The organism is Paenibacillus sp. J2TS4 (assembly GCF_018403245.1).
Lineage (GTDB): Bacteria > Bacillota > Bacilli > Paenibacillales > NBRC-103111 > Paenibacillus_L.
In genome coordinates, this window is record NZ_BOSH01000009.1 from 168,828 (window position 1) to 182,697 (window position 13,870).

A 13,870-nucleotide genomic window follows, 5' to 3' on the forward strand; every position below is an offset into this window, starting at 1 on the left:
TTCCCCTTTCCAGAATATGATATTAGCGGTTATTCATCATCAAGAGTATATTGAATGCTGTTTTTGTCCGCATGTCTCTGGAACGCGAGCATGACCAGTTCATCCAGCAGCTGTTCGTACGGCTTGCCAGATTCCTTCCATAACAGAGGATACATGCTGAACGGCGTAAATCCCGGCATCGTGTTAATTTCATTAATATACAGTTTGCCGCTCGATCTTTCAATGAAAAAATCGACCCGGGCCAGCCCGGACCCATCAATCGCCTGGAATGCTCTAATGGCGAGCTCGCGAATTTGCTGAGCCTGGTCAGCGGGGAGCTCCGCCGGAATAATCATGGCCGACTTCCCGTCAATATACTTCGCTTTATAATCATAAAATTCATTCGACGATACAACTTCGCCCGGCACAGACGCTTGCGGCTCTTGATTGCCAAGTACGCTTACTTCTATCTCACGCGCCTGAATGTACTCTTCCACTATGACCTTGCGATCATACTTAAAAGCCAGATCGACCGCCTCAAGGAGCTCCTCCCGAGTCGAAGCCTTGGAGACCCCTACGCTCGAGCCCAGATTCGCCGGCTTGATAAAGCAAGGATACCCAATCGCCACCTCAATCTCCATCAAAAAGAAAGCCTGGTCCTTCTCCCATTGATTTCTTGTAAAATGACGGAAGATACATTGGGGAAGGCCCTCCTGCGCAAAAATTTTCTTCATCATCACTTTATCCATCCCTACCGCCGAAGCGAGCACTCCCGCTCCGACATAGGGGATATTGGCCATCTCGAGCAGTCCCTGCAGCGTTCCGTCCTCTCCATAGGTGCCATGAAGCAAGGGGAACACTACATCCATCGCCCCTCTCGACTCTTCGGTTGCGGCAACCGCTGTATTCGCTCCTCCGCCGGAGGCAAATAACGGCATCAGGGCCATTCCGGAGCTGGCGTTCATTGGGGAGCCCGAAGTCTCCGCGTTGGGTGAAATTAAGGCCTCTACATGGTCCACCGGGCCGTTCAGCGCTTTGCCGGTGTGCCATTCCCCTTGCTTTGTAATATAAAATGGAATGATTTCGTATTTAGAATGATCGAAGGCCTGAATAACGGCCAGTGCGGTCTGCAGAGAAACATTATGTTCTCCCGACTTCCCTCCGTAAACGAGCCCAACCCGTATTTTTTTATCCATGTGTACCTCCGGTTAAGTATAGTCAAAGGTGATTAGTCTTAAGATGATAATCGATTACAACCAATCCGGAATATGATACAGGCGGTAATCGGTCCGGTCGGTCCAGGCGTAAGAGTCCCGGTAATCCCAATAACGATGCTTGCTGTTGACCGTCTGAGCATTGACCAAAGGGGAGCCATCCGCGGAGAAAGCGGTGACGATCGTCGTATGCTGGAATCGTCCATTCCCATCCCAGTCATAGCAAATGATATCTCCCAGCTGCAGCTTCTCCGGAGAAGAGACCCGCTCCCCTTTTAACCCTGCTTTACTGCTGGACAAGTGCCAATTTAACCCATGGGAGACCGCCCAACTAAAGCTCCAAAGCTCCTGTTTCCCGCTTTTTCCCCGGTACCACCAGCCGGATTCTCTTTTTCCAGTATAATTCATTGGTGCGCCGCCTGCAAAGAGGCATTGGGAGACATAATTCGTACAATTCACGTCAAAAGCCAAGTATTCCGGGTTATAAGAATCCCACCATAGATCCGCATAGCGAACAGCCGCTTCCCGGTGATAGGGGGCCATTCTATGCTCCGAGCTTTGTCTCGGAAAGATATTCCGGTTTAAATACGGGGGGGAGAATGTTTTCCTTCCGGTCAGGAACCCCGAGTCTCCATCTTCCGGTTGACTGATCGCCTCCCAATCTCCCATGTAAGGATTGGCGGCATATTGTACGATGGCCGAATCGAATTCCCCTTCACTTGAGGCAGGGAGCTCTACACGACTGATGATCCAATGGCCACCTCTTTGCTTAAGCGTCAGCTTCTCCCTTTCCATCCGTTCTTCGGTTTGCCTACGATTCAACACGTCATATTCCAGGCTCTTTCTCAATTCCACATCGGCTGTTACAATCCCTTCCTCTTCTTGGGAATAGATCAGCTTGACCTTCGTTTCACTCTGCACCGGCGTCAGCTTTCTTTCCCGGTGGACGGCACCCAGCCGGCGAAGATGCTTAGACAGCTTATCCAAATATTCTTCATCCCACAAATACGGAAGCACCGGTTTAACGGCATAATCCAACTCCATCCGATTGCGGCTGTCAACATACTCATATATAAGCGATTTCCAACTCATGCTTTTCCCCCCTGATTGAACGGCGATTCAGCATTGTATAGGATCTGCAAATCATTTAGGATTCCGGATGAATGCCAGTCATTCCTTCAGCGCAAAAGTACGGTTGGTTCACTATATGAGAAAATAATTTGGAAAATGTTTATTTCCGTTAGATAGGAAAGAATGTAAAGAGGACTATCCGCTAAACCAACCCCGCAAAGTGACGTATAGCCTTCGAAGCTTATTCCTGTTACTTTCCGGGGAGCCCCAAATATAAACTCAATAAACTCTTTATCCGCCAAGCGAAACGGCTGCCGCCGTCCTTTAACGGTGGATTGATGTTTCACGGTGAATTATAAGCATGATTATAAGTGTGAAGCTTATATCTTATAATTTAAAAAAGGGTTTACTGTACCTTCGGGAAAAGGTATACTATAGATGTAGCTTTATTTGTGAAATCGAATTTCACTAGATGAAACGATTCCTGATTTTTACTACTATTTAGGGGGGATCACTCCATGTCGAGAAAAGACCACTTTTCTGTCAAAACATCTCTGACGGTGAACAACCAGGAGTATGCGTACTACAGCTTAAGCAAGCTGGAGGAGAAAGGCTTTGGCTCGATTTCGAAGCTGCCTTTTTCGATCAAAGTCCTGTTGGAGGCCGCCGTTCGTCAATTCGACGGTAGAGCCATTACCAACGAACATGTTAAACAAATCGCCGGCTGGGCTGAAAACAGCGATAACAATAAAGAAATTCCTTTCATTCCCGCACGGATCGTGCTGCAAGACTTTACCGGCGTACCGGTTGTCGTCGATCTGGCGGCTATGCGCGCAACCGTTCAACGGGCTGGCGGAGATCCGAAGCAGATTAACCCGCTCGTCCCTGTCGATCTCGTTATCGACCACTCCGTAATGGTAGACGCCTTCGGGAATAAAGAAGCTCTCGCTTATAATGAGCAAATCGAATTCGAAAGAAATGAAGAGCGTTATCGCTTCCTTCGCTGGGCGCAGACGGCCTTCGATAACTTCCGTGCCGTTCCGCCAGATACCGGAATTGTCCATCAGGTGAACCTGGAGTATCTTGCTTCCGTAGCTGCCACGAAAACTATCGATGGAGAAGTTGAAGTTTATCCCGATTCGTTGGTAGGTACCGACTCCCATACGACCATGATTAACGGTCTCGGCGTCGTAGGCTGGGGAGTAGGCGGAATCGAAGCCGAAGCAGGTATGCTCGGACAACCTCTATACTTCGTTACTCCGGAAGTTATCGGATTCAAGCTGATCGGCAGCTTGGCGGAAGGCGCTACCGCTACCGACCTGGCTCTTACTGTAACCCAGATTTTGCGTAAAAAAGGCGTCGTCGGCAAGTTCGTCGAATACTTCGGCCCCGGCTTGGACAGCTTGTCCCTCTCCGACCGTGCCACAATCGCTAACATGGCGCCGGAATACGGGGCTACCATCGGCTTCTTCCCGGTAGACGAAGAAACCTTGAAATATTTAAGATTGACTGGCCGCAGCGAGGAGCAAATCTCCCTTGTGGAAGCTTACTACAAAGCTCAAGGCCTGTTCCGCACAAGCGATACTCCAGATCCTCAGTATACGGATATCGTAGAACTGGACCTGTCGACTGTCGTGCCTAGCTTGGCCGGACCGAAGCGTCCGCAAGACCGTGTAGAGCTGACCGAAATGAAGGATTCGTTCAACACGATTGTCCGCACTCCTGTAGACAAAGGCGGCTACGGATTAACCGAAGAGAAGCTGGCTGAAGAGGTGCAAGTATCGCATCCTAACGGCGAGACGTCGACAATGAAGAACGGAGCGGTTGTTATCGCCGCAATTACAAGCTGTACGAATACCTCCAACCCGAGTGTCATGGTCGGTGCCGGATTGGTAGCCAAGAAAGCAGTCGAGCGCGGACTAACGAAGCCAGGCTACGTTAAGAGCAGCTTGACTCCGGGATCTCTGGTCGTTACCGAATATTTGACCAAAGCCGGCCTGATCGAGCCGCTCGAGCAACTGGGCTTCCACGTAGCTGGTTACGGCTGTGCCACTTGTATCGGAAACAGCGGTCCGCTTCCGGACGAGGTTTCCAAAGCGATTGCCGATAACGATTTGACCGTTGCCGCCGTGCTCAGCGGTAACCGTAACTTCGAGGGACGGATTCACGCTCAGGTGAAAGCCAACTACCTGGCCTCTCCTCCGCTCGTTGTCGCTTATGCCCTGGCCGGAACGGTGGATATCGATCTGACGAATGATCCGATCGGCTATGATAACAATAACGAGCCGGTTTATTTGAAGGACATCTGGCCTTCCACGCAAGAAATTCAGGAAGCCATCCGGATGTCGCTCAGCCCGGCCATGTTCCACGAGAAATACAAAGACGTCTACCGCGCCAACCAACGTTGGAACGAGCTGGACGTTGCCGAAGGCGAGCTGTATGAGTGGGATGAGAAATCCACCTACATTCAAGAGCCTCCATTCTTTACGGACCTGCAGCCGGAGCCTGAATCCATTGCTGATATCCGCGGGGCCAAAGTACTTGCTCAGCTCGGGGATTCCGTTACGACGGACCACATTTCTCCAGCGGGTAACATCTCACCTTCCAGCCCGGCAGGCCAATATTTGGTAGAGCATAACGTAGAGAGAAAAGACTTCAACTCCTACGGCTCCCGCCGCGGTAACCATGAAGTGATGATGCGCGGAACGTTCGCCAATATCCGGATCCGCAACCAGGTGGCTCCCGGCACGGAAGGCGGCGTGACCACTTATCTGCCGAACGGCGAAGTGATGTCTATCTATGATGCTTCTATGAAGTATCAGGAGCAGAACACGCCGCTTATCGTTCTGGCAGGTAAAGAATATGGAACGGGCAGCTCGCGTGACTGGGCGGCCAAAGGAACGTTCCTGCTCGGCGTCAAAGCCGTTATCGCCGAAAGCTTCGAGCGGATTCACCGCAGCAACCTGGTCGGCATGGGCGTGCTGCCGCTGCAATTCCCGGAAGGCTTCGGCTGGAAGACCCTCGGTCTGACCGGTACAGAAACGTTCGACATCGTCGGACTGGATGACAGCGTACAGCCTGGACAAAAAGTAAAAGTCATCGCCACTCGCGACGACGGCTCCAACTTCGAATTCGAAGCGATCGTCCGTCTCGACAGCATGGTGGACGTAGATTACTACCGGAACGGCGGTATTCTGCAAACGGTTCTCCGCCAAATGATGAACGAAAGCAAATAATCATCAGCCGCATTCTTGTGGCAGGTGAACTGAAAAACCACCCCCTGCACTCTGAAGTGCAAGGGGTGGTTTTGTTCGTGCTGCTTGCTTTTATTTATCTTTATTTGATCATCTTGCCCATCCGATTCGCTGCTTCGACGATAATCGGGGCATCCTGCTTCATCTGCTCCATCGTCAATCGGTTGGCTGGGCCCGATACAGCCAGCGCCGCTACCAGCTTGTGAGAGCGGCTGAAGATGGGAGCCGCGATGGCGGCGGCCCCCTCCTCTCTCTCCTCCACGCTTGTCGCATAGCCAAGCTGCTGGACCTCCAGGATTTGTTCCAGAAACCGTTCCCGTTCCGGACCGTTGGGCCAATCCCTGGATTGCTTTAATTCATTGCGCGTCTCCCGATCGGCAAAAGCAACGAGAATCTTACTCGATGCGCCTACGTACAGAGGAAGCCTGGCTCCTACCTGGGCTACTCTGCGAATAGCTTGATTGCTCTGCACCGCCTGAATGCGGACCCGCTCAAAGCCGTCACGGACATAAAGGCTGACCGTCTCCCCTAACAAATCCCGTAATCTCTCCATCTCCGGCAGCAGCAGCACGGCCGGATCATCCGTCTGGGCCATTCCCGCAGCCAGCTCCCATATGCGCAGACCAAGCCGATATTTATCCGTACCGGCATGCCGAACCAGAAACCCTTTGCCTTCCAAGGAAGCGATCAAGCGGTGTACAGTACTTTTATGGAGACCTACTTTAGAAGAAATCTCCGTCAAGCTTAAATCGGAAGCATCTGTAAAGCACAATAAAATATCTACTGCCCGCTCTACCGCGCGGACCGTCAATTTATTATCTTCCATCGTTACACACCCTCTCAAAGTTTCACTTAATGAAACTTGATTACACCTAGTATACCTGATCCCTAACCAAGCGTAAAGAAACGTTTTGCTCTCAGGCATAGTTCCTTCATTGAGAGAATACATTGACAATAGCGTTCTTATCGAGAGCGGGCCCATTTTATGTAAGGAGGAATATGGATGCTAAGGATCTATGGATCGCTTATGCCCTTGAGATTACTCGAAGAAATCCGCTTTTGGAAAATGCAGGAGAAAGAGCACACCGAAGTCATCCGAGCATTAGTCAGCAATCTGGAGCCGCAATATGTGAAGCTGCTCAAAGAATGGGAGCCTGTGTTTGAGAAGACGGAAATGACCGCCACTCAATGGATTGAGGCGTTGATTCGTTCCCCTGGCAGCTTGACACCCCATGCCCAAGCGCAGATTCAAAAATTGGTCCAGGAGTCGCTGCGGCAGTCCCGGTTATTCGTGAGCCAATTGCTGCATATGCTCTATCACAGCCAGGCCATCGCCGGCAATCCGACTGCCCAAGTCGTCGTTCGCCACATTATTCGCGAATCGGAGTACTTCCTCGGTGTGCTGGATGCCTATATGAGCGAACGCTTGCCGGTTCAGCCTCCTATAGTTCAGTTCCCTCCTACCGCGGCATTCCAGGGCTACCAGGCAGGAATGGCCTTCACAGACCCTACACCCCCTTCCCCTGCCAGCCAGAATCGGTCTGAAGAAGATAAAGTTCAATTACATTGGGTAAGAGAGGCAGACCCCTCTTTGACAGCGGCGGGTGAAGGAAGCTGGTCACAGATGATCCCCGACCTGAAGCCGGTTCCAATCGGGGGGCACGTGCTTCCTCCGCTTCCCTACAGCTACGATGCCCTAGAACCCCATATCGATGCCGAAACGATGAAGCTCCACCATGATATCCATCACAAAAGCTACGTGGATGGCCTGAACACGGCTGAGAAAAATATGGCTAAAGCTAGACAAACCGGCGATTTTTCACTGATCAAGCATTGGGAGAGAGAGGCGGCTTTTAACGGAGCCGGGCACTATTTGCATACGATCTTCTGGAACGTTATGACTCCTAAAGGAGGCGGCAAACCTACCGGACCCATCGCTCAACAGATCAACAAAGACTTCGGAAGTTTCGCTAACTTCAAAAAGCATTTTTCAGAAGCAGCCGGGAAAGTCGAGGGCGGGGGCTGGGCTATCCTCGTCTGGAGTCCAAGAAGCCATCGTCTCGAAATTCTGCAGGCCGAGAAGCACCAGAACCTTTCCCAATGGGATATAGTTCCCCTTCTCGTATTGGATGTCTGGGAGCACGCCTATTATTTGAAATATAAAACCGAACGGCCCAAATATGTCGACGCCTGGTGGAATGTCGTCAACTGGAACCATGTGAACGAGCGATTCGAGCAGGCCCGGAAGCTGCGTTGGCATCCATACTAATTGCCAGTCCAATAATATAGGTGTCACTGAAGAATGCTGTTTAATAGGTCATGGAGTGGAGGAAGAAAGGTGTCTCCTATAATCAACAAGGCGCCTACCGCAGAGGGAGGCGCCTTGCCATTAGCGAGCGTATGGACGTCCGCTTAATATTGTTTTAACAAAGATAGAAATTCTGCCCGCAGAGCGGAATCCGTCTGGAAGACTCCTCTGATTCCCGAGGTGACCGTCTTGCTTTCCGGCTTCTTGACCCCACGGGAGCACATGCACAAGTGCTGTCCTTCCACGACGACCATCGTTCCATGAGGCTCCAGCACTTCTTCAATAATGTCTGCAATATCGGCCGTAATTCTTTCTTGCAGCTGCAGCCTTCTCGATACCGCATCCACCAGCCTGGCCAGCTTGCTTAGTCCAGCTACCTTGCCGCTTGGAATATAGCCGATATGGACTTTGCCAAAAAAAGGAGCCATATGGTGCTCACAAGTACTGTAATACACGATATCTTTCACGATAACCAATTCTTCGTGCTTCTCATCGAACGTGACGTCTAGAATATCGCGCAGGTTGGCATGATATCCGGAGAAAATCTCCTCATACATTCGGGTCACTCGGTCGGGGGTTTCCAGCAGGCCTTCCCGGCGGGGGTCTTCCCCGATCAGACGAAGTATTTCACGGACGTGGCCTTCGATTTCTTCTCGGTTATCAACGACTGTCTCGTTCCTGTATTCCTGAAAAGCCATTTGCATATCCTCCATTTACCCGACCACAAGATTATCGTAAGCTGGATCATAGGTTGAATCGTAAGCTGAAGCTATTCACGTTCTTTTGGTCGATTTCTCGGTTTATTTAAACTTCTGTTTTTTCATCATCTGCTGTACTTTATTCATCTGCTGCTTGTTCATGTTGTAGCCCATCTGCTTAGCCATCTTTTGCAGCATTTCCGGGTTGCTTTGCATTTTCTCAATCTGCTTTCGCAAATAAAAGACCCCGGCAAAGAACCCGATCGCAATTCCGGCGATAAGGGTCAAAATCGGAATAACATAATTCATGATGTGACACCTCTGACTTATAGTTTCTTTTTTGTCCTAACCTGATTAATGATAGCACGTCCGGACCTCTGTGACAAACGATTATCCTCTCCAGCCTTCCAATTCCAGAAGAAACCTCTTGGTAGGCAAACCTCCGCCATAACCAACCAGTTCTCCATTAGCCCCAATCACTCGGTGACAAGGAACAACGATCGGTAACGGATTGTTATGATTCGCTCCCCCAACCGCCCTGACCGCCTTGGGAGAGCCGATTGCCTGACTGATTTGCAGGTAGGAGCGGCTTTCCCCGAATGGGATTTGTCGCAAAGCATTCCACACCCGCTGCTGGAACGAAGTTCCCCGCATATCCAATGGCAGAGTGAAGGCCATTCGACTGCCTGCAAAATATTGCTCTAATTGATTTACAGCCTCTCGCAGGACAAGCTTGTCGGGAAAGACCGTATCTGCATAAAGCTTAGATTTGCACCATTTATGCAAAGATTCCTTCACCTCGGCATATGAGCCAAAATCAATTCTGCACAGCCCTTGCTCTGATGCACATAGCACCAAGGGCCCGATCGGAGATTCCATTTCATCATAGAAGGCCTGTGGCATCGGCGTTCTCTCCTTTCTATGTTGAATTGTCCGCTTTTTTCTCCAACGCTTTTTTCAGTTCCTGAACAACCGGCAGTTCCGCTTCCTTATCCAGAGCTTGACGCAAAGCCTCTTCCGCTTCCCGCCCCGGGATTCTCCCAAGCGACCAGGCCGCAGTGGCCCGGATTTCCGGACGCGGATCATCCCGCAGCAGTCCTGTCAATAAAGGAACGGCCGTCTGGTCCTTGAAATGCCCCAGCGCGATGACGGCATTCCTTTGAATGGGCTTTTTTCCTCTCCACGAAGCCGCGCTCTGGCCATACTTCTCCTTGAATTCCCTATTGCTCATCGTCAACAGAGGCTTCAGTAATGGCTTCACAAGCTCCGGGTCCGGCTGCAATTCGGGCTGATGAGTCCAATTCAGTCCTTTATTTTTGGGACAGACGATCTGGCACGTATCGCATCCGTATAGCCGGTTTCCGATTTTCTCCTTGAACTCGTCCTCGACATATCCTTTCGTTTGGGTAATGAAGGAGATGCAGCGACTGGAACTCAATTGACCGGGGCCGACCAGCGCCCCGGTAGGGCAGGTATCGATACATAGGGTGCAGTCTCCGCAATCTTCCGTAATGGGAGTATCCGGTGGAAAAGGAAGATTAGTGACCATCTCCCCCAAATATACCCATGACCCCCATTCGGGTGTAATGATCGCGCAATTTTTACCGCTCCAGCCGATTCCCGCACGCTGCGACACGGCCCGATCCACGAGAGCCCCCGTATCGACCATGCTCATCATCCGCGCACCTTCCACCCGCTCGTCAATGAAGGCTTCCAATCTCGCCAATCGCTCTCTCAGAACATGATGATAATCCGTCCCCCAAGCGGATCGGGAGATCATTCCGCGATACGCACCCGGCTCTGATCTCGGCGGATCCTTTAGTTTGGAAGGATAAGCGATCGCTATAGCGATAATGGAGTGCGGCTCGTCCAAGCTCTGGTCCGGGTAGACCCTCTTATCGATATCCGGCTCTTCAAATCCGGACTCATATCCTTTTTTGCGGTGCTCCAGCAAAATCTGTTTCAGCTCCAGGAACGGGTCCGCTGTTGTAAAGCCAATTTTGTCGATCCCGAGGGAAGGAGCCGCTCTTACGATTTCCTCCTTCAGCCTGCGCCAATCCTCTCTCCCCGCTTCTTCTATTCGGAGCTTCATTCCTGCATCACCTCTTTAGCTTAAGTGCCCCGCCTCATACTCCGCCGAACTTATTAAGCGGCCAGATGATCCATTCGGCTCTTCCGACGATGGATGATTTCGCTATCTCCCCAAAGATCCGGCTGTCCCGGCTGGCATTCCGCTTGCGATTATCCCCTAACACGAACACGTGATTATCTTCCACCGTATAAGGTCCGAAATCCCCATCCTCTATAGCGGTTTTTGTATATTTCTCTTCCACTGGCTGTCCGTTAACATAAAGCTCTCCCGCTCGAATTTCTACCTGATCCCCAGCGACCGCCACTACCCGCTTAACAAGATATTCGGTTCGTCCGTTTTGGGGATCCGGATCTTTAAATATGACTACATCCCCGATCTGCGGCGCTTGAAATCGGTACAGAATCCGGTTAACAAGCAGCCTTTCCCCGTTCTCCAGAGTCGGTTCCATGGAGTAGCCATCCACCATCGATTGGGAAAAAATAAACTGATTAACAATAACGACCACCAATAACGCAAAGGAGATGGATTTAACCCAGTCCCACAATTCCGCCGTAAAGCTGCCGTTGGTTAGACCTTCCGCCTTCTTGTTGCCGGCAGCGCTTCTTTTTTCTTCGAGGGCTTGGTTCATGAATGTTCCTCCGATTTTCTCTCTTTCCACATTTGATAACAATAGAGAGCCAAATCCGCTTGAAAAGGCGGCCTGCGTTCTGAGATGCAGTCCATGAGTTGTCGCAGCCCTTGATCTACATTATATTGCACGCTAAGCGGATAACGATACCTCAGCTTATTCCGTTCATACTCCTCTTCATCCTCCACCCGGATAGTTCCGTTTTCAGCGACGACGACATCCAGATCGTAATCGATATAAGTGAGATGCCTGCCGGAGCCTTGTGGCGGAGAAGCTAAGTTGCAATAATAGCTTACACCAGATGCTCCGATCAATGCGATTATATTATACCATCGGTCCGGCCAGAAAAATGCAACACCTGGAATCGACGTGAACCACCGACTTCCGTCCGATTCAATCACCTTCGTACGATCGTTGATCAGCACAAGGGTTTGCTCTCCCATTCCATCGGGGGGCAAGCATGAGTTCGGAAGAAGCCAGTTTGTTGTCCATTTCCGATGCAGCCGGCCGTCATGTTTGATACTGCGAATAACATATTGGGATTTATTCATAAGCCCCGGCCCTTCTATAAGCTTTGGGTATGAAATAGGGGGTGTTCTTTATGCCAGCCCAAATATCTTTGGGATACGCTGCACAAATTTACTTTCACTTTAACATACTATGATCTCTTGCGCTTACGTAATCTGAATGATTTTTATGGAATAATAAAGAAGCATATCTTCCGGCCAATATGGCTCCAAAAGATATGCCTCATACAAGAATCCTTCCACCCTGTTTAATAATGACAGGAGTACTAACCGTTAACGATCCGCAGCGGCTTGAGCGGCTTAAGAAAATCGCTCGCGCTGTATCCGAGTGCTTTATACAAAGGAAGCACTGGCTCGTTGTGCGCATCCAACGAAACAACAATACGGCTAACCTTACGATAAATAAACCGTTCTTTCAGCCCATTAATCAGAGCCTTGCCTACCCCTTTGCCCCGATGATCGGGATGGACGGCAATTCGGTAATAATATCCCTTGTTATCGTCTATTGTTCCGATGATGAGTCCAACAATCTCTTCCTCAACCGAAGCAACTAGAACCAACTTGCTATCCAAAGACAACTGTCGGCTAAACGCTTGCCTTGTCTCTTCACAGCATTCCTCAGACAAAACTTCTTGTAAAAGTTGGGTTACCGGATAATAATCCGATAAATGAAAGGAACGTACGATCATGACTGTCTCCCCCGCAGCATGGATTAGTAGTCTGTTACCGGACTCTTGTTAAAGCTTGTAATACTATTTTACTACAAAAATCGTCAAAATCCTTCAAATTGTTGAAAAAAATTAATAAAAATTTCAGATTTCTCTTGAAACCGCTTTAATTTAAGCGTTTTCATTGTAGTTGTATTTTTATATATAGTAGTTGTATTTATATATATATGTACGATAAAAATCAATTTTAAGAATAATAAAATGAATTACGTCTATCCTAAATAAATGAAGTTATAATTCATCACATTTATGTGAAGTATTCTACAGATTCATCTATCGTAATTCATCTAATTCATTCACTTTGAGCTGGCAAAATCGTTTTTATTACTTTTGATACATAAATGTTGATTTATTATATTAAATAATGGATAATAAATAAGGAGTACGAATTACATAATTAGGAGGTTATACTGTGGCACATCAATTACCTGCATTACCTTATCCGAATAACGCTCTGGAGCCGCATATCGACGAGCAGACTATGATGATTCACCATGACCGCCATCACAACACCTATGTTACCAACCTGAACGCAGCTCTGGAAAGCGCTCCTGAACTGCAAAGCAAGAGCATTGAAGACCTGATTTCCGATCTTGACAGCGTACCGGAATCGATCCGTACAGCCGTTCGCAATAATGGAGGTGGGCACGCTAACCACTCTCTGTTCTGGACTACGATTGGCCCTAACGGCGGAGGACAGCCTAGCGGAGCTTTGGCAGATGCCATCAATAATGAGTTGGGCGGCTTTGACAAGTTCAAGGAGGATTTCGCCAAAGCGGCTACCACTCGCTTCGGAAGCGGCTGGGCTTGGCTGTCCGTTGACAAGTACGGCAAGCTGGAAGTAAGCAGCACGGCCAATCAGGACAATCCGCTGATGGAAGGCAAAACTCCGATCCTCGGCTTGGACGTATGGGAGCATGCGTATTATTTGAAATACCAAAACAAACGCCCCGATTACATCGCTGCCTTCTGGAACGTTGTTAATTGGGATGAAGTAGGCAAGCTTTACGAAGCGGCCAAGAAATAATGAACCAAGATTTATTGAATTGAAATTCAAGCAGGCCCGGCATAATGCCGAGCCTGCTTTTATTTATGCTTTTACCAGAAAATCAAAAGCCGAGTCGCTTAATCGTTCTTTTCAATCTCTGGGAAACTTAAATGATCAGGTATTTATGGCCAGTTTCTAATGGAGGGAAAAGTCCATTTGTCACTCCAGAATGGAACAGCATTGTTCATGTGATTTTAGGACGGCAGCTATTTGAAAAACAAAATTTATGCAAAGAAGAGAAAAATGGAGATTTTGCGAGTATCTGTTTTCTGAAAATATGGACAGCCTATGAGGCTTCGCCCATTTAAAAAAGACGAACATTT

At 49.3% G+C, this 13,870-nt stretch carries 14 protein-coding genes; 4 read left to right on the forward strand and 10 right to left on the reverse strand.

From position 1 onward, the window contains the following. Positions 1-29: 29 nt before the first annotated feature. Both KJS69_RS19340 and KJS69_RS19345 read right to left on the reverse strand, forming a co-directional pair. Entirely contained in the window at positions 30-1,175 is a 1,146-nt protein-coding gene (locus KJS69_RS19340; protein ID WP_213585426.1) for a D-alanine--D-alanine ligase, read from the reverse strand. Positions 1,176-1,229: 54 nt separating this feature from the next. Continuing rightward, the gene (locus tag KJS69_RS19345; RefSeq protein ID WP_213585427.1) at positions 1,230-2,285 is read right to left on the reverse strand and encodes an amidase domain-containing protein; all 1,056 of its coding nucleotides are present in this window, start codon (positions 2,283-2,285) and stop codon (positions 1,230-1,232) included. Positions 2,286-2,782: 497 nt separating this feature from the next. Between KJS69_RS19345 and acnA the strand changes: the two genes are divergently transcribed. Beyond that, positions 2,783-5,500 carry an aconitate hydratase AcnA gene (gene acnA / locus KJS69_RS19350; RefSeq protein WP_213585428.1) on the forward strand — a complete coding sequence of 906 codons (2,718 nt, stop codon included), beginning with the start codon at positions 2,783-2,785 and terminating at the stop codon, positions 5,498-5,500. A 100-nt stretch (positions 5,501-5,600) separates the two neighbouring features. On the opposite strand, the gene KJS69_RS19355 is transcribed toward acnA, so the two are convergent. Beyond that, positions 5,601-6,344, reverse strand: coding sequence for an IclR family transcriptional regulator (locus tag KJS69_RS19355; RefSeq protein WP_213585429.1), 744 nt, complete (start codon positions 6,342-6,344; stop codon positions 5,601-5,603). Positions 6,345-6,521: 177 nt separating this feature from the next. On the opposite strand from KJS69_RS19355, the gene KJS69_RS19360 reads away from it, so the two are divergent. Beyond that, complete coding sequence (locus KJS69_RS19360) at positions 6,522-7,787, forward strand: Fe-Mn family superoxide dismutase (RefSeq protein ID WP_213585430.1); 1,266 nt, start codon at positions 6,522-6,524, stop codon at positions 7,785-7,787. Between the two features lie 143 nt (positions 7,788-7,930). On the opposite strand, the gene folE is transcribed toward KJS69_RS19360, so the two are convergent. From folE to KJS69_RS19395, 7 genes are all read right to left on the reverse strand, one after another. Then, positions 7,931-8,524, reverse strand: a complete 594-nt coding sequence (folE, locus tag KJS69_RS19365; RefSeq protein ID WP_213585431.1) for a GTP cyclohydrolase I FolE — start codon at positions 8,522-8,524, stop codon at positions 7,931-7,933. 102 nt (positions 8,525-8,626) lie between these two features. Further along, positions 8,627-8,833, reverse strand: a complete 207-nt coding sequence (locus tag KJS69_RS19370; RefSeq protein WP_213585432.1) for a YneF family protein — start codon at positions 8,831-8,833, stop codon at positions 8,627-8,629. Between the two features lie 81 nt (positions 8,834-8,914). Continuing rightward, positions 8,915-9,427, reverse strand: a complete 513-nt coding sequence (locus KJS69_RS19375) for a methylated-DNA--[protein]-cysteine S-methyltransferase (RefSeq protein WP_249730617.1) — start codon at positions 9,425-9,427, stop codon at positions 8,915-8,917. A gap of 16 nt (positions 9,428-9,443) precedes the next feature. Beyond that, a complete protein-coding gene (gene queG, locus KJS69_RS19380; protein WP_213585433.1) occupies positions 9,444-10,616 on the reverse strand; it encodes a tRNA epoxyqueuosine(34) reductase QueG in 1,173 nt (390 codons plus the stop codon). A 34-nt stretch (positions 10,617-10,650) separates the two neighbouring features. Then, on the reverse strand, positions 10,651-11,244 hold the full coding sequence (gene lepB, locus KJS69_RS19385; protein ID WP_213585434.1) for a signal peptidase I: 594 nt from the start codon (positions 11,242-11,244) through the stop codon (positions 10,651-10,653). After that, positions 11,241-11,795, reverse strand: coding sequence for a DUF402 domain-containing protein (locus KJS69_RS19390; protein WP_213585435.1), 555 nt, complete (start codon positions 11,793-11,795; stop codon positions 11,241-11,243). The genes lepB and KJS69_RS19390 overlap by 4 nt, the downstream gene beginning before the upstream one ends. Before the next feature lie 242 nt (positions 11,796-12,037). After that, entirely contained in the window at positions 12,038-12,460 is a 423-nt protein-coding gene (locus KJS69_RS19395) for a GNAT family N-acetyltransferase (protein WP_213585436.1), read from the reverse strand. Positions 12,461-12,911: 451 nt separating this feature from the next. Between KJS69_RS19395 and KJS69_RS19400 the strand changes: the two genes are divergently transcribed. Together KJS69_RS19400 and KJS69_RS19405 are read left to right on the forward strand one after the other, a co-directional pair. After that, positions 12,912-13,526 (forward strand): superoxide dismutase, encoded by a 615-nt coding sequence (locus KJS69_RS19400; protein ID WP_213585437.1) that lies wholly within the window; start codon positions 12,912-12,914, stop codon positions 13,524-13,526. A 131-nt stretch (positions 13,527-13,657) separates the two neighbouring features. Continuing rightward, entirely contained in the window at positions 13,658-13,855 is a 198-nt protein-coding gene (locus KJS69_RS19405) for a hypothetical protein (protein ID WP_213585438.1), read from the forward strand. The last annotated feature ends 15 nt before the right edge of the window (positions 13,856-13,870 follow it).

Bases quoted from the DNA above. Each gene is read 5' to 3' on its own strand.
- KJS69_RS19370 (WP_213585432.1), bottom strand. From the start codon at position 8,833: ATGAATTATGTTATTCCGATTTTGACCCTTATCGCCGGAATTGCGATC.
- KJS69_RS19360 (WP_213585430.1), top strand. From the start codon at position 6,522: ATGCTAAGGATCTATGGATCGCTTATGCCCTTGAGATTACTCGAAGAA.
- KJS69_RS19355 (WP_213585429.1), bottom strand. From the start codon at position 6,344: ATGGAAGATAATAAATTGACGGTCCGCGCGGTAGAGCGGGCAGTAGAT.
- acnA (WP_213585428.1), top strand. From the start codon at position 2,783: ATGTCGAGAAAAGACCACTTTTCTGTCAAAACATCTCTGACGGTGAAC.
- KJS69_RS19405 (WP_213585438.1), top strand. From the start codon at position 13,658: ATGATCAGGTATTTATGGCCAGTTTCTAATGGAGGGAAAAGTCCATTT.
- KJS69_RS19375 (WP_249730617.1), bottom strand. From the start codon at position 9,427: ATGCCACAGGCCTTCTATGATGAAATGGAATCTCCGATCGGGCCCTTG.
- KJS69_RS19395 (WP_213585436.1), bottom strand. From the start codon at position 12,460: ATGATCGTACGTTCCTTTCATTTATCGGATTATTATCCGGTAACCCAA.
- KJS69_RS19345 (WP_213585427.1), bottom strand. From the start codon at position 2,285: ATGAGTTGGAAATCGCTTATATATGAGTATGTTGACAGCCGCAATCGG.
- lepB (WP_213585434.1), bottom strand. From the start codon at position 11,244: ATGAACCAAGCCCTCGAAGAAAAAAGAAGCGCTGCCGGCAACAAGAAG.
- queG (WP_213585433.1), bottom strand. From the start codon at position 10,616: ATGAAGCTCCGAATAGAAGAAGCGGGGAGAGAGGATTGGCGCAGGCTG.
- KJS69_RS19340 (WP_213585426.1), bottom strand. From the start codon at position 1,175: ATGGATAAAAAAATACGGGTTGGGCTCGTTTACGGAGGGAAGTCGGGA.
- KJS69_RS19390 (WP_213585435.1), bottom strand. From the start codon at position 11,795: ATGAATAAATCCCAATATGTTATTCGCAGTATCAAACATGACGGCCGG.
- folE (WP_213585431.1), bottom strand. From the start codon at position 8,524: ATGGCTTTTCAGGAATACAGGAACGAGACAGTCGTTGATAACCGAGAA.